The 21,315-nt window shown below is 66.7% G+C and carries 20 protein-coding genes; 17 read left to right on the forward strand and 3 right to left on the reverse strand.

Annotated elements, in window-relative coordinates:
• The first annotated feature begins 6 nt into the window (after positions 1–6).
• The 3 genes from pdxS to pdxT are packed head-to-tail and all read left to right on the forward strand — an operon-like array spanning position 7 to position 2,303.
• Positions 7–855 carry a pyridoxal 5'-phosphate synthase lyase subunit PdxS gene (pdxS, locus tag KXD98_RS11530; protein ID WP_260765142.1) on the forward strand — a complete coding sequence of 283 codons (849 nt, stop codon included), beginning with the start codon at positions 7–9 and terminating at the stop codon, positions 853–855.
• 9 nt (positions 856–864) lie between these two features.
• Positions 865–1,713: an acyl-CoA thioesterase II gene (gene tesB, locus KXD98_RS11535; protein WP_260764465.1), complete on the forward strand. Its 849-nt coding sequence runs from the start codon at positions 865–867 to the stop codon at positions 1,711–1,713.
• Positions 1,710–2,303: a pyridoxal 5'-phosphate synthase glutaminase subunit PdxT gene (pdxT, locus tag KXD98_RS11540; RefSeq protein ID WP_260764466.1), complete on the forward strand. Its 594-nt coding sequence runs from the start codon at positions 1,710–1,712 to the stop codon at positions 2,301–2,303. The genes tesB and pdxT overlap by 4 nt, the downstream gene beginning before the upstream one ends.
• Positions 2,304–2,319: 16 nt before the next feature.
• Here the strand turns inward: pdxT and KXD98_RS11545 are convergent, their stop codons facing one another.
• Positions 2,320–3,531, reverse strand: a complete 1,212-nt coding sequence (locus KXD98_RS11545; RefSeq protein WP_260764467.1) for an acyl-CoA dehydrogenase family protein — start codon at positions 3,529–3,531, stop codon at positions 2,320–2,322.
• Positions 3,532–3,687: 156 nt separating this feature from the next.
• Between KXD98_RS11545 and KXD98_RS11550 the strand changes: the two genes are divergently transcribed.
• The 8 genes from KXD98_RS11550 (at position 3,688) to KXD98_RS11590 (ending at position 10,116) form a co-directional block, all read left to right on the forward strand.
• Positions 3,688–4,443 (forward strand): YebC/PmpR family DNA-binding transcriptional regulator, encoded by a 756-nt coding sequence (locus tag KXD98_RS11550; RefSeq protein ID WP_260764468.1) that lies wholly within the window; start codon positions 3,688–3,690, stop codon positions 4,441–4,443.
• Positions 4,444–4,913: 470 nt separating this feature from the next.
• Positions 4,914–6,173 (forward strand): formamidase, encoded by a 1,260-nt coding sequence (gene fmdA / locus KXD98_RS11560; RefSeq protein WP_260764470.1) that lies wholly within the window; start codon positions 4,914–4,916, stop codon positions 6,171–6,173.
• A 28-nt stretch (positions 6,174–6,201) separates the two neighbouring features.
• Entirely contained in the window at positions 6,202–6,552 is a 351-nt protein-coding gene (locus KXD98_RS11565) for a hypothetical protein (RefSeq protein ID WP_260764471.1), read from the forward strand.
• A gap of 76 nt (positions 6,553–6,628) precedes the next feature.
• Positions 6,629–7,201, forward strand: coding sequence for a crossover junction endodeoxyribonuclease RuvC (gene ruvC / locus KXD98_RS11570; protein ID WP_260764472.1), 573 nt, complete (start codon positions 6,629–6,631; stop codon positions 7,199–7,201).
• Complete coding sequence (gene ruvA / locus KXD98_RS11575; RefSeq protein ID WP_260764473.1) at positions 7,198–7,788, forward strand: Holliday junction branch migration protein RuvA; 591 nt, start codon at positions 7,198–7,200, stop codon at positions 7,786–7,788. Before ruvC ends, ruvA begins: the two co-directional genes overlap by 4 nt.
• Complete coding sequence (ruvB, locus tag KXD98_RS11580) at positions 7,788–8,846, forward strand: Holliday junction branch migration DNA helicase RuvB (protein ID WP_260764475.1); 1,059 nt, start codon at positions 7,788–7,790, stop codon at positions 8,844–8,846. Before ruvA ends, ruvB begins: the two co-directional genes overlap by 1 nt.
• 84 nt (positions 8,847–8,930) lie before the next feature.
• Positions 8,931–9,650: a hypothetical protein gene (locus tag KXD98_RS11585; protein ID WP_260764476.1), complete on the forward strand. Its 720-nt coding sequence runs from the start codon at positions 8,931–8,933 to the stop codon at positions 9,648–9,650.
• Between the two features lie 121 nt (positions 9,651–9,771).
• Entirely contained in the window at positions 9,772–10,116 is a 345-nt protein-coding gene (locus KXD98_RS11590; RefSeq protein ID WP_260764477.1) for a hypothetical protein, read from the forward strand.
• A 3-nt stretch (positions 10,117–10,119) separates the two neighbouring features.
• Here KXD98_RS11590 and KXD98_RS11595 read toward each other — a convergent pair whose 3' ends face one another.
• Both KXD98_RS11595 and gabT read right to left on the reverse strand, forming a co-directional pair.
• On the reverse strand, positions 10,120–11,553 hold the full coding sequence (locus tag KXD98_RS11595; protein ID WP_260764478.1) for a gamma-aminobutyraldehyde dehydrogenase: 1,434 nt from the start codon (positions 11,551–11,553) through the stop codon (positions 10,120–10,122).
• A gap of 18 nt (positions 11,554–11,571) precedes the next feature.
• A complete protein-coding gene (gene gabT, locus KXD98_RS11600; protein WP_260764479.1) occupies positions 11,572–12,912 on the reverse strand; it encodes a 4-aminobutyrate--2-oxoglutarate transaminase in 1,341 nt (446 codons plus the stop codon).
• 248 nt (positions 12,913–13,160) lie between these two features.
• Between gabT and yajC the strand changes: the two genes are divergently transcribed.
• From yajC to KXD98_RS11635, 6 genes are all read left to right on the forward strand, one after another.
• A complete protein-coding gene (gene yajC / locus KXD98_RS11605) occupies positions 13,161–13,490 on the forward strand; it encodes a preprotein translocase subunit YajC (protein WP_260764480.1) in 330 nt (109 codons plus the stop codon).
• An 89-nt stretch (positions 13,491–13,579) separates the two neighbouring features.
• A complete protein-coding gene (gene secD / locus KXD98_RS11615; RefSeq protein ID WP_313901281.1) occupies positions 13,580–15,448 on the forward strand; it encodes a protein translocase subunit SecD in 1,869 nt (622 codons plus the stop codon).
• Between the two features lie 3 nt (positions 15,449–15,451).
• Positions 15,452–16,726 carry a protein translocase subunit SecF gene (secF, locus tag KXD98_RS11620; RefSeq protein ID WP_260764481.1) on the forward strand — a complete coding sequence of 425 codons (1,275 nt, stop codon included), beginning with the start codon at positions 15,452–15,454 and terminating at the stop codon, positions 16,724–16,726.
• A 44-nt stretch (positions 16,727–16,770) separates the two neighbouring features.
• Positions 16,771–18,378, forward strand: a complete 1,608-nt coding sequence (locus tag KXD98_RS11625) for an ABC transporter substrate-binding protein (RefSeq protein ID WP_260765144.1) — start codon at positions 16,771–16,773, stop codon at positions 18,376–18,378.
• The gene (locus tag KXD98_RS11630) at positions 18,375–18,908 is read left to right on the forward strand and encodes an adenine phosphoribosyltransferase (RefSeq protein ID WP_260764482.1); all 534 of its coding nucleotides are present in this window, start codon (positions 18,375–18,377) and stop codon (positions 18,906–18,908) included. Before KXD98_RS11625 ends, KXD98_RS11630 begins: the two co-directional genes overlap by 4 nt.
• 39 nt (positions 18,909–18,947) lie before the next feature.
• Positions 18,948–21,311, forward strand: coding sequence for a bifunctional (p)ppGpp synthetase/guanosine-3',5'-bis(diphosphate) 3'-pyrophosphohydrolase (locus KXD98_RS11635; protein ID WP_260764483.1), 2,364 nt, complete (start codon positions 18,948–18,950; stop codon positions 21,309–21,311).
• The last annotated feature ends 4 nt before the right edge of the window (positions 21,312–21,315 follow it).

Raw genomic sequence — 21,315 nt, forward strand, 5'->3', positions numbered from 1 at the left:
CGCGGGATGGCCGAGATGCTCAAGGGCGGCGTGATCATGGACGTGGTCACCCCTGAACAGGCCCGCATCGCCGAAGGCGCCGGGGCGGTGGCCGTGATGGCGCTCGAGCGGGTTCCGGCTGACATTCGTGCTCAAGGTGGCGTATCGCGGATGAGCGACCCCGACATGATCGAGGGCATCATCGACGCGGTCTCTATCCCGGTGATGGCCAAAGTGCGCATCGGCCACTTCGTCGAAGCACAGATTTTGCAGAGTCTGGGCGTCGATTATGTCGACGAGTCCGAGGTGCTCACGCCCGCCGACTACGAGAACCACATCGACAAGTGGAAGTTCACCGTCCCGTTCGTCTGCGGTGCCACCAATCTCGGTGAGGCGCTGCGCCGCATCACCGAGGGGGCGGCGATGATCCGTTCCAAGGGCGAGGCCGGCACCGGGGACGTCTCCAATGCCACCACCCACATGCGCCGTATCGGCGGCGAGATCCGTCGGCTGACGTCACTGTCGGAGGACGAGCTGTACGTCGCTGCCAAGGAACTGCAGGCGCCCTACGACCTCGTAGTCGAGGTTGCGCGCGCCGGCAAGCTACCCGTGACGTTGTTCACCGCCGGTGGTATCGCCACTCCGGCGGATGCGGCGATGATGATGCAACTCGGTGCCGAGGGTGTGTTCGTCGGCTCGGGCATTTTCAAATCCGGCAATCCCGCCGACCGTGCCGCGGCCATCGTCAAGGCCACCACCTTCTACGACGATCCCGACGTGCTGGCCAAGGTGTCGAGGGGCCTGGGTGAGGCGATGGTCGGTATCAACGTCGATGACATTCCGGTCCCGCACCGCCTGGCCGAGCGCGGCTGGTAGTCGAGCCGTATGTCGATCGAACAGATCCTGGATCTGGAGCAGCTCGAGGTCAACATTTACCGCGGTGGCGTGTTCAGTCCGGAGTCCGGCTTTCTGCAGCGGACGTTCGGCGGCCACGTTGCCGGGCAGTCACTGGTGTCGGCGGTGCGTACGGTGGACCCGAAGTTCGAGGTGCACTCGTTGCACGGCTACTTCCTGCGGGGCGGCGACGCGCGCTCGCCGACGGTGTACACCGTGGAGCGAATCCGTGACGGCGGGTCCTTCTGCACACGTCGGGTCAGCGCCATTCAGCACGGCGAGACCATCTTCTCCATGTCGGCGTCTTTTCAGACCGACCAGAGCGGTATCGAGCACCAGGACGCGATGCCCGCCGCCCCGCCCCCGGACAACATCCCTGACTTCAAGTCCTCAAGTCGGGTGTTCGACGAGGCCAGCTTCCGCCAGTTCGACGAGTGGGACGTGCGCATCGTGCCGCGCGAACAGCTGAGCCGTCGCGACGGTAAGGCCTCCCAGCAGCAGGTGTGGTTCCGCCACCGTGACCCGCTGCCCGACGATCCAGTGCTGCACATTTGCGCGCTGGCGTACCTCAGCGATCTGACGCTGCTGGGCTCGGCTCAGGTGAATCATGTCGAGGAGCGCAAGCATCTGATGGTCGCGTCGTTGGACCACGCGATGTGGTTCATGCGGGCATTCCGTGCCGACGAGTGGCTGCTCTACGACCAGTCCTCACCATCGGCGTGCGGCGGACGCGCGCTGACCCAGGGCAAGATCTTCAACCGATATGGCGAGATGGTAGCCGCGGTGATGCAGGAAGGTCTCACCCGCTACACCCGCGAATTCACTCCCGGCCGCGGGTGAAAGCCCGGATCGGGGTGCTCGCATTGCAGGGGGACACCCGCGAGCATCTGCACGCGCTGGCTGCTGCCGGTGCCGAAGCGGTCACCGTGCGACGCGTCGACGAACTGGATTCTGTTGATGCGTTGGTGATTCCCGGCGGAGAGTCCACCACGATGAGCCATCTTCTGCGGGAGTTCGAACTGCTCGAGCCGCTGCGGGCTCGCCTCTCGGCGGGAATGCCGGCGTTCGGCTCGTGTGCCGGGATGATCCTGCTGGCCGACCACATTCTCGACGCCGGCGCCGACGGTCGGCAGGCCACGGCATTGGGCGCAATTGAGATGACAGTGCGGCGCAACGCATTCGGCCGACAGGTCGATTCGTTCGAAGAGGACATCGCATTCGAAGGGCTCGACACTCCGGTGCATGCGGTGTTCATCCGTGCGCCCTGGGTTGAGCGCGTCGGCCCTCAGGTGCAGGTGCTGGCGCGGGCCGGCGACCACGTGGTTGCGGTGCGCCAGGGACAGACGCTGGCGACCGCGTTTCACCCAGAGGTGACCGGTGACCGCCGGGTGCACGCGTTGTTCGTGGAGATGGTCACCGGCCGCCGGTGAGCAATCCCGCCGAGCATCAGCGGATGGGCAGCCCGGTGATCGCCCGAGCCATCACCAGGCGCTGAATCTCGCTGGTGCCTTCGAAAATCGTGAAGATCTTTGCGTCGCGGTGCATGCGCTCGACGGGGTACTCGCGGGTGTAGCCGTTGCCGCCCAGAATCTGGATGGCCTCGTCGGTGACGTAGACGGCGGTCTCACTGGCCACCAGCTTGGCCATCGACCCTTCGGCCGATTCGAAGGCTTTGCCGTTGCGTGCCATCCAACCCGCTCGGTAGACCAGCAACCGCGCGGCGTCGATGCGGGCCTTCATATCGGCCAGTTTGAACGCCACCGCCTGGAACTCGCCGATCTTGCGGCCGAACTGCTCGCGCTCGGTGGCATAGTCACGGGCGTATTCGAAGGCTGCGCGAGCGACACCGACGGCCATCGCCCCGACGGTGGGGCGGGTCCGCTCGAACGTCGCCATCGCGGCTTGGCCGGCGGCCCGCTTACCCTCGCGGACCTTCGCGATGCGGGCGTCGAACTTCTCTTTGCCGCCGACGATCAGGTTTCCGGGGATGCGGACGTCGTCAAGAACCACCTCGGCGGTATGCGAGGCCCGAATTCCGTGCTTGAGGAACTTCTGGCCCTGGCTGAGGCCTTTGATGCCGGGCGGCAGGATGAACGAAGCCTGTCCGCGGGTGCCGAGCTCAGGGTGCACCGAGGCGACCACGACATGGACGTTGGCGATACCGCCGTTGGTGGCCCAGGTCTTGGTGCCGTTGAGTACCCATTCGTCGGTGGCCTCGTCGTATCGGGCGCGGGTCAGGATGGCGCCGACGTCGGAGCCGGCGCCCGGTTCGGACGAGCAGAAGGCAGCCACCTTGGGGTCCTCAACCGTCCCGAACATCTGTGGCACCCACTCGCCGATCTGTTCGGGGGTGCCGTTGGCGGCCAGCGAGGCAGCGGCCAGCCCGGTGCCCAGGATGGCCAGGGCGATGCCCGCGTCACCCCAGAACATCTCTTCGAAGGCCACGATCATGCCCAGGCCGCTCGGCTCGGCGGCCTGCTCGGCGAAGAACTCCATGGAGTAGAGGCCGACCTTGGCGGCCTCCTGGATGACCGGCCATGGCGTCTCTTCACGCTCGTCCCACTCCGCGGCGGCCGGCCGGACCACATCGGCAGCAAATTCGTGAACCCACTTCTGCACATCGATCAAGTCCGAGGACAACTCCAACGAGAACGTCATGGAAGGTTACCTTACTCCGGAGTAAGGTAACCGACCAGGGGGTGTGTCTCAGCTAACAGCGAGGCGCGGTCGCAGGAGTAGCGGTGACCCCATTGAAGGCCCACGTAGACTGGGCGATCGAATGTCGATGTCGTCGGGTGAGAGAGAAGTGGGCAGATGAGCGGCCATTCCAAGTGGGCTACCACCAAGCACAAGAAGGCCATAATCGATGCTCGTCGCGGCAAGAACTTCGCCAAGTTGATCAAGAACATCGAGGTGGCCGCCCGAACCGGCGGTGGCGACCCGGCCGGAAACCCGACGCTCTACGACGCCATCCAGAAAGCCAAGAAGAACTCGGTACCCAACGACAACATCGAGCGCGCCCGCAAGCGCGGCGCGGGTGAAGAGGCCGGCGGCGCCGACTGGCAGACCATCACCTACGAGGGTTATGGCCCCAACGGTGTCGCGGTTCTGGTGGAATGCCTGACCGACAACCGCAACCGCGCCGCAGGTGAGGTGCGGGTGGCCATGACCCGCAATGGCGGCAGCATGGCCGATCCGGGATCGGTGTCCTACCTGTTCACCCGCAAGGGTGTGGTGACACTGGAGAAGAACTCGCTGACCGAAGACGACGTTCTCGCCGCGGTCCTCGACGCCGGTGCCGAAGACGTCAACGATTTGGGTGACAGCTTCGAGATCATCTCGGAACCAACCGATCTGGTAGCGGTGCGGACCGCGCTGCAGAACGCGGGCATCGACTACGAGTCGGCCGAGGCTACCTTTCAGCCGTCTGTCAGCGTTCCGGTCGATGTGGAGGCCGCCCGCAAGATCTTCAAGCTCGTCGACGCACTTGAAGACAGTGATGACGTGCAGGACGTCTACACCAATATCGACATCCCCGACGACGTTGCAGCCGAGTTGGATCAGGACTGAGTCGGTTCGTCCACGAAACTCCCTGCTGTGCAGGGACTTTGATGGACGATTCGGCCGCCGGAGCGAGGGTGCCGGTTGATGGGGGGATCCGCAGTCTGCCGGGTTTTCCCGACCGCCGCGCATCAAGGCGCCGGGCTCGGTAGGGTGGTGGTGTCCGGCTCGAGGTGGGGATTGTCTTGATTTTGTATGTCTTTCGCTGCGAGTCGGGGTGCGGTGCCACCGAGCAGATGTACTCGATGCAGGACCGTCCGGACACAGTTGAGTGCCCTGGCTGTGGTGGTTGCGCGCGCCGCACGATCGGTTCCCCGCACCTGGGCACCAGTGGCGACGCTATGGCTTTACACGACGCCACCCGGGCAACCGCCGACCGCCCGGCCGTCGTTCATGGACCGCCGTCGACGGTGCGACGGCGCGCGGTGAGCACCAACCCTCTGCACCGCAAACTGCCGCGACCCTGACTTAGGAGACTCATGCCCGACGTCGTATTTCCACTCGACTCGACGAAGAAGTTCACCGATCAGCAGAAGCTGGGGCACAACCGCTGGCATCCTGACATCCCGGCCGCGGTGACGGTGAAGCAGGGCGACTCGTTCCGGGTGCACTGTCGAGAGTGGTTCGACGGAGCGATCCACAACGACGATTCGGCCGATGACATCCTCAACGCGCCGTTGACCACGGTTCACACGCTGTCCGGGCCGATCGCCGTCGAGGGCGCCAAACCCGGCGACCTGCTGATCGTCGACATCCTCGACGTCGGTCCGATTCCGCAAGAGGACTCAGGGCCGCTGGCCGGGCAGGGCTGGGGGTACACCGGGATCTTCGCCACCGGCAACGGCGGCGGGTTCCTGACCGAACAGTTCCCGGATGCCTATAAGGCGATCTGGGATTTCGCGGGCCAGAAGGCCACGTCACGCCACGTCCCCGGGGTGGAGTTCACCGGCATCGTGCATCCCGGATTGATGGGCACCGCGCCGTCTCGGGACCTGCTGTCGACCTGGAACACCCGAGAGGCCGCGTTGATCGCCACCGACCCCGACCGGGTGCCGCCACTGGCGCTGCCGCCGGAGCCCGCGGACGCGATCCTGGGCAGTCTGACCGGAGAGGCGTTCACCCAGGCCGCGGCCGAGGCGGCCCGAACCGCGCCGCCACGGGAGAACGGCGGAAACCAGGACATCAAGAACCTGACCAAGGGCAGCCGGATCTTCTACCCCGTGTTCGTCGACGGCGCGAATCTGTCGGTCGGTGACCTGCACTTCTCGCAGGGCGACGGTGAGATCACCTTCTGCGGGGCCATCGAGATGGGCGGGTTCATCGACCTGCGCGTCGATGTCATCCCGGGCGGGATGCAGACCTACGGGGTCAGCGAGAACGCGATCTTCATGCCGGGCAACACCGACCCGCAATACTCCGAGTGGTTGGCGTTCTCCGGCACCTCGGTCACCCTCGACGGCCAACAGCGCTACCTCGATTCGCATCTGGCCTACCAGCGGGCGTGCCTGCACGCCATCGACTACCTGACGAAGTTCGGCTACAGCCCCGAGCAGGCCTACCTGTTGCTCGGCGCGGCACCGATCGAAGGTCGGCTCTCCGGTGTGGTCGACATTCCGAATGCCTGTGCGACGGTGTACATCCCGACCGCAATTTTTGATTTCCCGGTAACCCCGTCGGCGTCCGGCCCGGTCACGATCGACCCGGGGATCGGCGCGCCGCGCTCGTCGATCGGCGGATAATCGCCGGCTGCGGACCTAGGCTGACCTGGTGCCGCAGTTCAAGGATGCCGACGGAGTGCGATGGTCGGTGCGCCGTCGCTGGATGCCGCTGCTCACCTATCTCGACATGGCCTCGTGGGGCATCAACTGGTTCGGTGTGCTGATGTTCCTCATCGCGCTGCCGTTCCTGCTCGCGTGGCCGTTCTGGCTGCTGGCCAAACTGGTCGGGGTGCCGTGGAAGATCGTGGTGCGCAGCGACGGTGAGGACGTGGCGGTGGAGAAGGTGAAGGGCTGGCGAGCGTCGGGACGGCGCATCGACGAGATCGTCCACGGCATCCGGGTCAGCGGCCGGGTGCCGGCCCCGGGTGAGCAGCTACAGGACATGCGTCCGTTCACCTGACGCGGTGTGTCGCGTCCCTGCCTGTGGCACCCGCCCGCTACTCTATCGAACAAATGTTCTCGTCGAAGGGGCTGGCGTGCGGGTGATGGGAGTCGACCCCGGGCTGACCAGGTGTGGGTTGTCGGTCATCGAAAGTGGTCGGGGCAGGCAGGTGATCGCGCTCGACGTCGACGTCGTGCGCACCCCGTCCGATCAACCGCTGGCGCACCGACTGCTGGCCATCAGCGACGCGGTCGAGCACTGGCTCGACACTCATGTGCCGGACGTGATCGCGATCGAGCGGGTGTTCTCCAATCAGAACGCCAATACCGCGATGGGCACCGCGCAAGCCGGCGGGGTGGTGGCGCTGGCCGCTGCGCGTCGTGACATCGACGTGCACTTCCACACCCCCAGTGAGGTCAAGGCGGCGGTGACCGGCAACGGCCGCGCAGACAAGGCTCAAGTGACCGAAATGGTCACGAGAATCCTTGCATTGCAACAGAAGCCAACTCCCGCCGATGCTGCCGACGCACTTGCTCTGGCGATCTGTCATTGCTGGCGGGCGCCGATGATCGCCAGGATGGCCGCCGCGCAAGCCCTGGCCGCCGAGCAGAAGCGCAAGTACCAGGCCACGGTGAAGGCCGCGCGCACGGCTCGGGGTGTGCCGTGATCGCCGCGGTTCGAGGTGAAGTCCTCGATATCGCGCTCGACCACGTCGTCATCGAGGCGGCCGGTGTGGGCTACAAAGTGATGGCCACCCCGGCGACGCTGGCGACATTGCGCCGAGGTACCGAGGCCCGTCTGATCACGGCGATGATCGTGCGCGAGGACTCGATGACGCTCTATGGGTTCGCCGACTCCGATGCCCGCGACCTGTTCCTCACGCTGCTCGGGGTCTCGGGAATTGGCCCCAGCATCGCGCTCGGTGCGCTGGCGATATACGACGGTCCCGCATTGCGGCAGGCAATCGGTAACGGTGATGTCACTTCGCTGACGCGGATACCCAAAGTGGGCAAGAAGACTGCCGAGCTGCTGGTGCTGACGCTGCGCGACAAGGTCGGCGCTCCGGCCTCGGCGGGTAGCGTCGCGTCAGGCGTCGGACACGGCGTGCGCGGGCCCGTCGTGGAGGCGCTCGTCGGTCTCGGGTTCGCGCAGAAACAGGCTGAGGAGGCCACCGACAAAGTGCTGGCCGGCGAACCGGAGGCGACCACCGCCAGTGCGCTGCGCGCGGCACTGTCGATGCTGGGGAAGAAGTGATGGGCCGCTTCGACGAGGACGAGCCCGAGGATCGCGAGGTGTCGCCGGCGCTCACGGTCGGCGAGGGAGACATCGACGCCAGTCTGCGACCCCGCTCGCTCGGTGAGTTCATCGGACAGCCGCGCGTCCGGGAGCAGCTGCAATTGGTGATCGAGGGGGCCAAGAACCGCGGCGGTACCCCCGACCACATCCTGCTGTCCGGTCCGCCGGGCTTGGGCAAGACCTCACTGGCGATGATCATCGCCGCCGAGCTGGGATCGTCGCTGCGGGTCACCTCCGGCCCTGCCCTCGAGCGCGCCGGTGATCTGGCCGCGATGCTGTCCAACCTGGTCGAACACGACGTGCTGTTCATCGACGAGATCCACCGCATCGCCCGGCCCGCCGAAGAAATGCTGTATCTGGCGATGGAGGACTTCCGGGTGGATGTCGTCGTGGGCAAGGGTCCCGGCGCAACGTCGATTCCGTTGGAGGTCGCCCCGTTCACACTCGTGGGGGCGACCACCCGGTCGGGTGCCCTGACCGGCCCGCTGCGGGATCGATTCGGTTTCACCGCACACATGGATTTCTACGAGCCCGCCGAACTGGAACGGGTGCTGACCCGGTCGGCGGGAATCCTGGGAATCACGCTTGGCGCGGACGCGGCTACGGAGATCGCGCGCCGCTCGCGCGGCACACCGCGTATCGCCAATCGGCTCCTGCGCCGCGTCCGTGACTACGCCGAGGTCCGCGCCGACGGCGTGATCACTCGCGATATCGCCAAAGCGGCGCTGCAGGTCTACGACGTCGACGAGCTCGGGCTCGACCGGCTCGACCGGGCGGTGCTCTCGGCGCTGACCAAGAGTTTCGGCGGCGGGCCGGTCGGGGTGTCGACATTGGCGGTCGCGGTAGGGGAGGAAGCCACCACCGTCGAGGAGGTGTGTGAGCCGTTCTTGGTGCGGGCCGGCATGGTCGCCCGAACGCCGCGCGGGCGGGTGGCCACCTCGTTGGCGTGGACGCACATGGGCCTGACGCCCCCGAGCGGTGTCACGGGCTTCGGACAGACAGGCCTGTTCGACTGAGGTTTTTCCGTGTTGCCTAAGGCAGTGCCGAGGTTATCTCCGCGGCAGCGAGGGTATCCACCCCCTACGAGCTAGGGAGGCATCATGACCGAGACGCATACACGGTCCGGAGGCGGGCGGTTGCGGATGCCGCGCAGCCGCGGAGCCGCGAGTGGACTGTTGTTGATTCTGTTGGGCGCGTGGGGCGCGCTGATTCCGTTCATCGGACCGATGTTCGACTTCGCGTTCAGTCCCGATCGGTCATGGACATGGACCGCAGGTCGGGGTTGGCTCCTGGTGCTGCCGGGCGTGGTGGCAGTGCTTGGTGGAGTGCTGCTGCTGATGTCGCGCAACCGCGCGACCGCCATGCTCGGTGCATGGCTTGCCGTTGCCGCAGGTGCTTGGTTCATCATCGGCCGGACGTTGGCGGGTCCGCTCGGACTGGGGGACGCGGGCGTGCCGGTCGCGGCCACCGAGGCGCAACGCGTCGCGTTGGAGCTGACCTACTTCTACGGTCTGGGTGCGCTCATCGTCTTCCTCGGGGCGGCGGCCATCGGCCGGATCTCGGTGCGCAGCGTGCGTGACGTCGAATGGGCGGAACGTCCCGTCGTTGCGCCGGCGGCGGCCCCCGCCTCGGCCGGGCCGGTGGCGACGCAGCCGACACCCGACGACAGCCGGCCGGTGGTCGACGAGTCCGCGAGGACCGAGCCGAAGGCCGATGCGAGTGACGGGGAGACCGAGCACGCTGACACCTCTCGCCGCCGCGGACTGCGCGGCATGTTCCGTCGCGGTGACCGCGGTAGCCACCACCTGACGCACCGCTGAGGTCTCCAGCCGGGGGTCATGTGTGGTCCAGCGGTGTGCGCAACGTCACGAGAAGCCGGCGCGTCTGCGGCGGTAGGGTCGGCGAGTTCACCTACGTTTCGTCCACCCGGGAGGCCTTGGCGTGACCCCGCATTCGCAGCGGCTGTCGGAGCTGTTCTCGTCGCGGCTGGCGCTGCCGGTCGACGACGACGCGGCCAGCATCGTGCTGGGCCCGCGGCTGCACGGCCTGTGCCGCGCGCTCGGTGTGCCCAAGCGAGATTGGTGGACCGTTTCGCGGTTGGTCGACGATCTGTCCGATGCGCAGACCGTCGAAGCGCTCAGCTCGTTCATCGACGTGCTGGTAGCCGAGCGGTGCCGCCAGCCCGGCGACGACCTGGTCTCCGATCTCATCAGCTATGAAGCTGATGGCCGCGCTTTGACCGCGGGTGAGATCCGCGCGATGGTCGTTGCCGTGCTCGCGTTCTGAGGCTTAACCGGTGTAGGCCATCACGTGCTTGATGCGCGTGTAGTCCTCCAGGCCGTACATCGAGAGGTCCTTCCCGTGGCCTGACGACTTGAAGCCGCCGTGCGGCATCTCGGCGACCAGCGGGATGTGAGTGTTGATCCATACACAGCCGAAGTCGAGCGCAGCGGACACCCGCAATGCGCGCGAGACATCCTTGGTCCACACCGACGAGGCCAGTCCGTACTCGACGCCGTTGGCCAATGAGATCGCCTCGTCTTCATCGGTGAAGGACTGCACGGTGATCACCGGACCGAAGATCTCCTGCTGAACCAGCCGGTCGTCTTGGCGCAGCCCGCCGATGACCGTTGGTTCCACGTAGAAACCCTTGTCGCCCTGGCGATTGGCTCCCACCGCGACCGTCGCGTGCGACGGGATGTCGGAGAAGAACGACAGGACCCGGTCGAACTGGTTGGCGTTGTTGACCGGCGGGACCCAGGCGTCCTCGTCGTCGGCCGGCCTGCCGAACGTGGTTGTCGCTGCCTTGGCCTGCTCGGCCAGTGCGGCGGTCAGGTCCTCGGCGATGGCCGCCGAGGCCAGCACCCGGGTCGCTGCCGTGCAGTCCTGCCCGGCATTGAAGTAGCCCGCGGTGGCGATACCCTCTGCCGCGGCGGCCAGATCGGCGTCGTCGAACACGATCACCGGCGCCTTGCCGCCCAGTTCGAGGTGGGTGCGCTTGAGGTTACCGCCGGCGCTGACCGCGACAGCCTTACCCGCGGCCACCGACCCGGTGATGGCCACCATCTGTGGCGTCGGGTGGGCGACCAGGTTTGCGCCGGTGACCCGGTCGCCGGTGATGACGTTGAGCACGCCCGGCGGCAGGTGCTTGGCGGCCAACGTCGCCAGCATCACCGTCGTGACCGGGGTGGTGTCACTGGGCTTGATGACGACGGTATTGCCCGCCGCGATCGCCGGACAGATCTTCCAGATCGCCATCATCATCGGATAGTTCCAAGGCGCGACCTGGCCGATCACACCAACGGGTTCGCGCCGGATCCATGACGTGTGGTCTGCCATGTACTCACCGGCGGACTTGCCTTCCAATACCCTTGCCGCCCCGGCGAAGAATCGGATCTGGTCGACCATCGGAGGGATCTCTTCGGCGGCGGTGACGTGGTTGGGCTTGCCGGTGTTGCGTCCCTCCGCGGCCACCAAGTCATCGGCGGCCTTCTCGACCTCATCGGCGAAGTCGAGCAGCGCCTTCTGGCGTTGCGACGGCGTGGTGCGTTTCCAGTCCGTGAACGCGGCGGCCGCAGCGGAGTAAGCGTTGTCGATGTCGGCGTCGTTGGACACCGGGGCGGTCCCGTACTGCTCACCGGTGCTCGGGTCGATCAGCGGCATGGTGGCTCCGCTGGAGGAATCGACGAGCTCGCCGCCGATGAAGTTCTGCACGGTGGTCATTGAGGTCAGCTCCTTGGGTCAGAGGTCGCGCAGGATGAGTTCGATGACGTCAAGACCTTCCAGCAGAAGGTCGTCGCTGATGGTCAACGGGGGAAGAAAGCGCAGCACATTGCCGAATGTGCCGCAGGACAACACGATCACACCGGCGCGGTGTGCCGCCGCGCACACGGCACGGGTCAACTCGGCGTCCGGTTCGAAGGTGCCGGGCACGACGAGCTCGACGGCGATCATTGCGCCGCGTCCGCGGACGTCGCCGATGCGATCGTCGTCAGCCTGCAGCCGCCCCAGCCGGTCTTTCATCAAGGTCTCGATCTCGGCGGCCCGCGCAACCAACCCATCGGATTCGATGGTCTCGATGGTGGCCAGTGCGGCAGCGCAGGCGACCGGATTGCCGCCATAGGTGCCGCCCAGTCCGCTGACGTGTGCGGCGTCCATGATGTCGGCGCGGCCAGTGACCGCGGACAGCGGCATACCGTCGGCGATGCCCTTCGCGGTGACGATCAAGTCCGGCGTTATCCCTTCGTGCTCGCAGGCGAACATCGCACCGGTGCGGGCGAATCCGCTCTGCACCTCGTCGGCGATGAACACGACGTCGTTGGCGCGGCACCAGTCCAGCAACGTCGGAAGGAAGCCTTCGGCGGGGACGATGAAACCGCCCTCACCCTGGATGGGCTCGATGATCACCGCAGCCAGGTTTTCGACACCGACCTGCTTGTCCATCACGGTGATGGCCCGCCGCGCGGCGAGTTCGCCGTCGGTGGCCAGCTCTTTGCCGAACTCGGCATCCCGGAACGGGTAGGACAGCGGCGCCCGGTAGACCTCGGGTGCGAACGGGCCGAACCCATGCTTGTAGGGCATCGACTTCGCCGTCAGCGCCATCGTCAGGTTGGTTCGGCCGTGGTAGGCGTGGTCGAACGCCACGACCGCCTGCTTGCCGGTGTAGGACCGAGCGATCTTCACCGCGTTCTCCACGGCCTCAGATCCGGAGTTGAACAGAGCCGAGCGTTTCTCGCCGTCGCCGGGAGTGAGCCGGTTGAGTGCCTCGGCGACGGCGACATAACCCTCGTAAGGCGTCACCATGAAGCACGTGTGGGTGAAGCGCGAGGCTTGCTCGCAGACGGCATCGACGACCCGTGGTGAGGAGTTGCCGATGGTGGTCACCGCGATGCCCGATCCCAGATCGATGAGCCGGTTGCCGTCGACGTCTTCGACGATTCCGCCGAATGCGCGTGATGCGTACACCGGCATGGTGTTGCCGACTCCACGGGCCACCGCGGCGGTCCTGCGTTCGGCCAACTCGACCGAGCGGGGCCCGGGGACGGCGGTGGCGAGGTGGCGGCTCTGCTCGAGGGCACTCAACGTTCGACCTCCTTGACGTTTCGCGTCGAGCCTAGTGGCAAGGCGGTCAGATCCGTCGACATCACAGTGATCTCAGGGCGGGATCGTCGCGCTGCGGGCGTGTCGGCAACGAAATCCGTCGTCTGTGGGCGGGGCGTGAGGCCGCGCGGGTGCAGTGGCACACTGGTCTTCGATTCCTCACGCGTCGGAACCCCCAACAATAGGTAGGGTTCCTCCACGCCAGACCGATACGAAAGAAACTTGTCGCCATGGATTTGCTGATCTTTCTGCCCCTGCTCATCGTCATGGGCGCGTTCATGTACTTCGCCTCGCGGCGGCAGCGGAAGGCCATGCAGGCCACCATCGACCTGCACAATTCGTTGCAGGTCGGCGACGAGATCCACACCACCTCGGGTCTGAAGGCAACCATCACCAGCATCAGCGACGAGTACGTCGACCTGGAGATCGCCCCAGGCGTGGTGACGACCTGGATGAAGCTGGCCGTGCGCGACCGCATCACCGATGACGTCGACGACGCCGAGGACATCGAGCTGGAGGAATCGTCGGCAGAGGCCCCGAACTCCAAGACTGAGAGCTGACACTCAGCAAGAGCACGTACCCTGTTGCCCGTCATCGACGCCAAAGCAGCGCGACTCTGACGAACTGATCTCAAGGAGACCGTAAACACGTGGCATCGTCTTCGGCGCCGGTGCAGCCTTTCCGCTATCTGGCCCTCTTCCTGGCGCTGCTGATCGGCGCTTACCTGCTGGTCTTCCTCACCGGCGACAGGGAGCCCGAGCCCAAGCTCGGCATCGATCTGCAGGGCGGCACGCGCGTCACGCTGACCGCCCGTACCCCGGACGGCACACCTCCGACCCGCGAATCGCTCACCCAAGCCCAGCAGATCATCAGTGCCCGCGTCGACGGCCTCGGTGTGTCGGGCTCCGAGGTGATCATCGATGGCCAGAACCTGGTCATCACTGTTCCCGGCGACGACGGCAATGAGGCGCGCAGTCTCGGTCAGACGGCCCGGCTGTATGTGCGGCCGGTGATCCATGCGATTCCCTCGGCCGAAGCCATGCCGCCCGAAGAGGAAGGGCCGCCCGGGGCGCCGCCGGGCGGAATGCCGGGCCTGCCGCCGGGCGCGATCCCAGGCCTTCCGCCGGGCGCGATCCCAGGCCTTCCGCCGGGCGCGGTCCCCGGCATGCCGGGTGAGGCGCCGCCGGGCGGACTGCCACCGGGCGGGATCCCTGGACTGCCGGGTGAGGCGCCGCCGGGTGGCCTGACCGAAGGTGGCGTCGCCCCGCTGCCCCCCGCCGAAGCTCCGGCGCCGCAGCCGCGGCCTTTCCCGCAGCAGCCCCCTCCCAGCCCGAGCCCGGAGCCGGGCCCGGAAGTACCGCCGACCGACGCCGCACCGCCTCCGGCGCCGGGCGATGACCGCGACGTACCGCTGGCCACCCGGATTCAGGACGAGAAGCGGTTGCGGCAGAGCGGCGAGCAGGCCATCCAGATCCTGGCTCTGCAGTTCCAGGCCACTCGCTGCGGTGGTGAAGACGTGCTGGCCGGCAACGACGACCCCAACCTGCCGCTGGTCACCTGCTCGACCGACGGTCAAGAGGTCTATCTGCTCGACAAGTCGATCATCAGCGGTGAGCAGATCGCCAACGCCAATTCGGGCTTGGATCAGCAGCGCGGCGAATACGTCGTCGACGTCGAGTTCAAGAGCGATGCCGCACGGACATGGGCTGACTTCACCGCAGCCAACGTGGGCACCCAGACCGCGTTCGTCCTGGACTCGCAGGTTGTCAGCGCACCGGTGATCCAGGAGGCCATCCCGGGCGGGCGAACCCAGATCACCGGTCAGTTCAACCAGGATTCCGCCCGCGAGCTGGCCAACGTGCTCAAGTACGGTTCGCTGCCGCTGTCGTTCGAGTCCTCGGAGGCCGAGACGGTCTCGGCCACCCTGGGACTGTCGTCGATGCGGGCCGGGCTGATCGCCGGCGCGGTCGGACTGGCCGCCGTGCTGCTCTACTCGGTGCTGTTCTATCGGGCGTTGGGTGTGCTGGTGGCGTTGTCACTGGTCGCCTCCGGTGCCGTGGTGTACGCGCTGCTGGTGCTGCTCGGCCGCTACATCAACTACACCCTGGACCTGGCCGGCATCGCGGGTCTGGTCATCGGTATCGGGATGACGGCGGACTCGTTCGTGGTGTTCTTCGAACGCATCAAGGACGAGATCCGCGAGGGCAGATCCTTCCGGTCGGCGGTTCCGCGCGGCTGGGTGCGGGCGCGCAAGACCATCATGTCGGGCAACGCGGTGACTTTCCTGGCCGCCGCGGTGCTGTACTTCCTGGCGGTCGGTCAGGTGAAGGGTTTCGCGTTCACCCTGGGCCTGACCACCATCCTCGATGTCGTCGTCGTCTTCCTGGTGACCTGGCCTCTGGTGTTCCTCGCCTCCAAGACCGCGATGTGGGCCAGACCAGCGTTCAACGGGCTCGGCGCGGTCCAGCAGATCGCGCGCGAACGACGAGCGGCCGCGCACGCGGCGGGACGGGAATAACCCATGGCAGAGAACCGGACCGAGGCCACCGCGTCGACGGCGATGGAGGCGCCCGACCTCGAAGCGGTGTCCGCAAAGACCCCCGAGCACGGGTTCTTCACCCGGCTCTACACCGGCACCGGCGCATTCGAGATCGTCGGCAGGCGCAAGCTCTGGTATACGGTCACCGGGCTGATCGTCCTGGTGGCGCTGGCTGCGATTCTGTTGCGCGGGTTCAGCTTCGGCATCGACTTCGAGGGTGGCACCAAGGTGTCACTTCCGCGGGGGACTGGCGAGATCACCACCTCGCAGGTCGAGACGGTGTTCAGCGACACGATAGGTAACGCACCCGACTCGGTGGTGATCGTCGGCGCCGGCGACTCGGCCACTTTCCAGATCCGCTCCGAAACCCTGACCAACGAGCAGACCGAGGAACTGCGCACCGCGTTGTTCGAGGCATTCCAGCCGATCGGTGCGGACGGGCAGCCAAACAGGCTGGCCGTGAGCGACTCCGCAGTCTCGGAGACGTGGGGTGGTCAGATCACCCAGAAAGCGCTGATCGCGCTGGCAGTATTCCTGGTGCTGGCTGCCCTCTACATCACGGTGCGCTACGAGCGGTACATGGCGGTGGCGGCTCTGGCTGCGCTGGCCTTCGACTTGGTGGTCACCGCCGGGGTGTACGCGTTGGTCGGTTTCGAGGTCACGCCGGCCACTGTGATCGGGTTGCTGACCATTCTCGGTTTCTCGCTCTATGACACCGTGATCGTCTTCGACAAGGTCGAGGAGAACACCGCCGGGTACGAGCACACCACCCGTCGCACGTTCGCCGAGCACGCCAACCTGGCGGTCAACCAGACCTTCATGCGTTCGATCAACACCACCGTCATCTCGGTGCTGCCGATCATCGCGTTGATGGTCATCGCGGCCTGGCTGCTCGGCGTGGGCACCCTGATGGACCTGGCGTTGGTGCAACTCGTCGGCGTCATGGTCGGAACCTATTCGTCGATCTACTTCGCCACGCCACTGCTGGTCAGCCTGCGCGAACGCACCGAACCGGTCCGCAAGCACACCCGCAAGGTGCTCAACCGGCGTGCGGCGACAGCAGCCAAGGCCGCCGGCGGGGCCCAGTTGTCGGAGACCAATGACGATGAGGCCATCCGCGACGAGCCCAGCCCGGCCACCGTGACCGTGCCGGTCACCCCGCCGCCGGACAAGCCCGCGCCCGGCGCCCGCCCGGTCCGGCCGACGTCGAGCCGGACGGGACGTCCGTCGGGTAAGCGCACCCCGCGGGGGCGGTAATTTCGGTGGCTCGACGTTGGGCGGCGGTGGCCACGGCGCTGGCGATGCTCGGCGGCATGGGGTTGACCTCGTGTTCGCGTGGTGCAGCCGACTCCATCGACTACGCCATCGACGGTGCCCTGACCACGTACAACACCAACACCGTCGAAGGCGCAGCCTCGGGCGGTCCGCAGGCGTTCGCGCGGGTGCTGACCGGTTTCAACTACCACGGCCCGGAGGGTCAGGTGGTCGGTGATCACGACTTCGGCACCATCGCCGTGGTCGGCCGCACCCCGCTGATCCTCGACTACGAGATCAGCCCCGAGGCGGTTTATTCCGACGGCAAACCCATCACCTGCGAAGACATGGTGCTGGCCTGGGCCGCGCAGTCGGGCCGGTTCCCGGCGTTCGACGCAGCCAGCCGCGCCGGTTACGCCGACATCGCCACCATCGACTGTGCGCCGGGCCAAAAGAAGGCCCGGGTGTCTTTCGCGCAGGACCGCGGATTCGTCGACTACGGCCAGCTGTTCGCGGCGACCTCGCTGATGCCTGCGCACGTCATCGCCGACGAACTCGGTCTCGGCGACGGCGGCGTCACCACGGCGCTGCAGAACAACGACGGCCCGGTCGCCGAACGCATCGCCGCGGTATGGAACAACACCTGGCGGCTGACCCCCGACCTGGACCTCAAGAAGTTCCCCTCGTCGGGACCCTACAAATTGGACTCGGTCGGCGAGGACGGCACCGTGGTGCTCGTCGCCAACGACAGGTGGTGGGGGACACCGGCGGTCACCGACCGGGTCACGGTGTGGCCCCGCAGCGCCGATCTGCAGGACCGGGTCAACCAGGGCGCCTACGACGTCGTCGACATCGCGGCCGGATCGTCGGGGACGCTGAACCTGCCCGACGACTACGTCCGCGCCGATGCGCCCTCAGCAGGTATCGAGCAGCTGATCTTCGCCTCGCAGGGGCCGCTGGCCGACACACCGGCACGCCGGGCACTGGCGCTGTGCACACCGCGCGACGTCATCGCGCGCAACGCCGAGGTGGGGGTGGCCAATTCCCGGCTGAACACCACGACCGAAGACGCCTACAGCCCCGCCGAGGTCACACCCCAGGTCAACGAGTTCGCCGCCGCCAACCCGATTGCGGCGCGCGAGGCGCTGGCCGGAGCGCCGCTGACCGTACGCATCGGCTACCAGACACCCAATGCCCGGCTGGCCGCCACCGTCGGGGCCATCGCACGGTCATGCGCGCCGGCGGGTATCACCATCGAGGATGTCGCCACCGAACAAACGGGTCCGCTCACGTTGCGCAACAACGAGATCGATGTGCTGATCGCCAGCGTCGGTGGGGCCGGCGGCAGCGGTTCGTCAGGGTCCTCGGCGATCGACGCCTACAGCCTGCACAGCGCCAACGGCAACAACCTGCCGCGCTACTCCAACGAACGCATCGACGGAATCATCGCCACGATTGCGGTGATCTCCGACCCGAAGGAGTTGGCGCGGCTGCTGGCCGAGGCCGGTCCCATTTTGTGGGGCGACATGCCCACGCTGCCGCTGTACCGTCAACAGCGCACCTTGCTGACGTCGTCGAAGATGTTTGCGGTGAGTAGCAATCCGACCCGGTGGGGGGCGGGCTGGAACATGGACCGGTGGAGGTTGAGCCAATGACCTCTACCGGCGACGTCGCCGACGTGATCGGTTCGCTGCTCCGGGAGGTACCGGATTTTCCCGAACCGGGGGTGCAGTTCAAGGACCTGACCCCGGTGCTGGCCGATCCGCATGGGTTGGCGCAGGTGTGCCAGGCGATCGCCGAGGCGGCCAGCGGAGCAGACCTCATCGCCGGTGTGGACGCGCGAGGGTTTCTGCTGGGCGGGGCGGTGGCCCTACACCTCGGTGTCGGGGTGCTGGCCGTGCGCAAGGGCGGGAAGCTGCCCCCACCGGTGCTGAGCCAGACCTACAGCTTGGAGTACGGCAGCGCCACACTGGAGGTACCTGCTGACGGCGTGAGCCTGGCCGGTCGTTCGGTCGTGGTCATCGACGATGTGCTGGCCACCGGCGGAACATTGGCTGCGACCCATCGGTTGCTCACCTCAGCAGGTGCGACGGTGACGCGCGCGGTGGTGATGCTGGAGCTGACCGAACTGGGCGGACGTAGCGCGGTCCAACCCGTCCCGGTCACGAGCCTGTACACCGTCTGAACGGATATCCTGCCAACAGCGAGTCCTGTGGAGGTGAGCATGGCCGACGAGGTCCAGACCGGTCCGCGTGCGGGCCAGGCTGTGCAGCCGCCTCCCGCGCCCGTACCGCCGGCCGAAACCTCCTCCGAAGTCGCCAAGACGTCGACCAGCGCATCGCGTCGGGTGCGTGCCCGATTGGCGCGCCGGATGACGTCGCAGCGCAGTGCCATCAACCCGGTGCTCGAACCGCTGGTCGCGGTGCACAAGGAGTTCTACCCGAAGGCCAACCTGACGCTGCTGCAGCGCGCCTACGAGGTTGCCGAGCAACGGCACGCCGATCAGCTGCGGCGCTCTGGTGATCCGTACATCACCCACCCGCTGGCGGTCGCCAACATCCTGGCCGAACTGGGCATGGACACCACCACGTTGATCGCGGCGCTTCTGCATGACACCGTCGAGGACACCGGCTACACGCTGGAGGCGTTGACTGACGAGTTCGGCGTCGAAGTCGGTCATCTCGTCGACGGCGTGACCAAGCTCGACAAGGTCGCGCTGGGCACCGCCGCCGAGGGCGAGACCATTCGCAAGATGATCATCGCGATGGCCCGCGACCCGCGGGTGCTGGTGATCAAGGTGGCCGACCGGCTGCACAACATGCGCACGATGCGGTTCCTGCCGCCGGAGAAGCAGGCCCGAAAAGCCCGCGAGACCTTGGAAGTCATTGCCCCCCTTGCGCATCGGCTGGGCATGGCCACGGTCAAGTGGGAGCTTGAGGATCTGGCCTTTGCGATCCTGCATCCCAAGAAATACGAGGAGATCGTGCGGCTGGTCGCCGACCGCGCCCCGTCGCGCGACACCTACCTGGCCAAGGTTCGTGCCGAGATCAACAACACGTTGAGTGCGTCGAAGATCAGTGCCGTCGTGGAAGGCCGGCCCAAGCACTACTGGTCGATCTATCAGAAGATGATCGTCAAGGGCCGTGACTTCGACGACATCCACGACCTGGTCGGCGTGCGTATTCTGTGCGACGAGATCCGCGACTGTTATGCCGCGGTGGGGGTCGTGCACTCGTTGTGGCAGCCGATGGCCGGCCGGTTCAAGGACTACATCGCCCAACCGCGCTACGGCGTGTATCAGTCGCTGCACACCACGGTGGTCGGCCCGGAGGGCAAGCCGCTGGAGGTGCAGATCCGGACCCGCGACATGCACCGCACCGCCGAATATGGCATCGCGGCACATTGGCGCTACAAAGAAGCCAAGGGCCGCAACGGTTTACCTGCCACCCACGCCGCCGCCGAGATCGACGACATGGCCTGGATGCGGCAACTGCTGGACTGGCAGCGAGAAGCCGCCGACCCCGGTGAGTTCCTGGAGTCGCTGCGTTACGACCTGGCGGTGCGGGAGATCTTCGTGTTCACCCCGAAGGGAGATGTGATCACGCTGCCGGCCGGGTCGACGCCGATCGACTTCGCCTATGCGGTGCACACCGAGGTCGGGCACCGCTGCATCGGTGCCCGTGTCAACGGTCGGCTGGTCGCGCTGGAGCGCAAGCTGGAGAACGGCGAAGTCGTCGAGATCTTCACATCCAAAGCGCTCAACGCCGGCCCGTCGCGGGACTGGCAGACCTTTGTGGTCTCACCGCGCGCCAAGGCCAAAATCCGGCAGTGGTTCGCCAAGGAGCGTCGTGAGGAGGCGCTGGAGGCCGGTAAGGAAGCCATCGCCCGAGAGGTGCGCCGGGGCGGACTACCGTTGCAGCGCTTGATGACCGCCGAGTCCATGGCGGCGCTGGCCCGGGAGCTGCGCTACGCCGATCTCTCGGCGCTCTACACGGCAGTCGGCGAGGGTCACGTGTCGGCGCGGCACGTGGTACAGCGCCTGGTCGCCCAGGTCGGTGACGACGACGAGGCCACCGACGAGCTGGCCGAACGTTCCACACCGTCGAGCATGCCGGTGCGCCAGCGCACCAGCGACGACGTCGGCGTCGCGGTGCCGGGGGCGCCGGGGGTGCTGACCAAGCTCGCCAAATGCTGCACGCCGGTACCAGGTGACAACATCATGGGTTTCGTGACACGCGGCGGCGGTGTCAGCGTGCACCGCACGGACTGCACCAACGCCACGTCGCTGCAGGAGCAGTCCGAACGCATCATCGAGGTGGCGTGGGCACCCTCACCGCATTCGGTGTTCCTGGTGGCCATCCAGGTCGAGGCGCTCGACCGCCACCGGCTGCTCTCCGATGTCACCCGGGTGCTGGCCGACGAGAAGGTCAACATCCTCTCGGCGTCGGTGACGACGTCCAACGACCGGGTCGCGATCAGCCGGTTCACCTTCGAGATGGGCGACCCCAAGCATCTGGGCCACGTGCTCAATGTGGTGCGCAACGTCGAAGGCGTCTACGACGTCTACCGCGTCACATCGGCTGCCTGAGCCG

Origin of the sequence: Mycobacterium sp. SMC-4 (assembly GCF_025263265.1) — a bacterium.
Taxonomy (GTDB): Bacteria; Actinomycetota; Actinomycetes; order Mycobacteriales; family Mycobacteriaceae; genus Mycobacterium.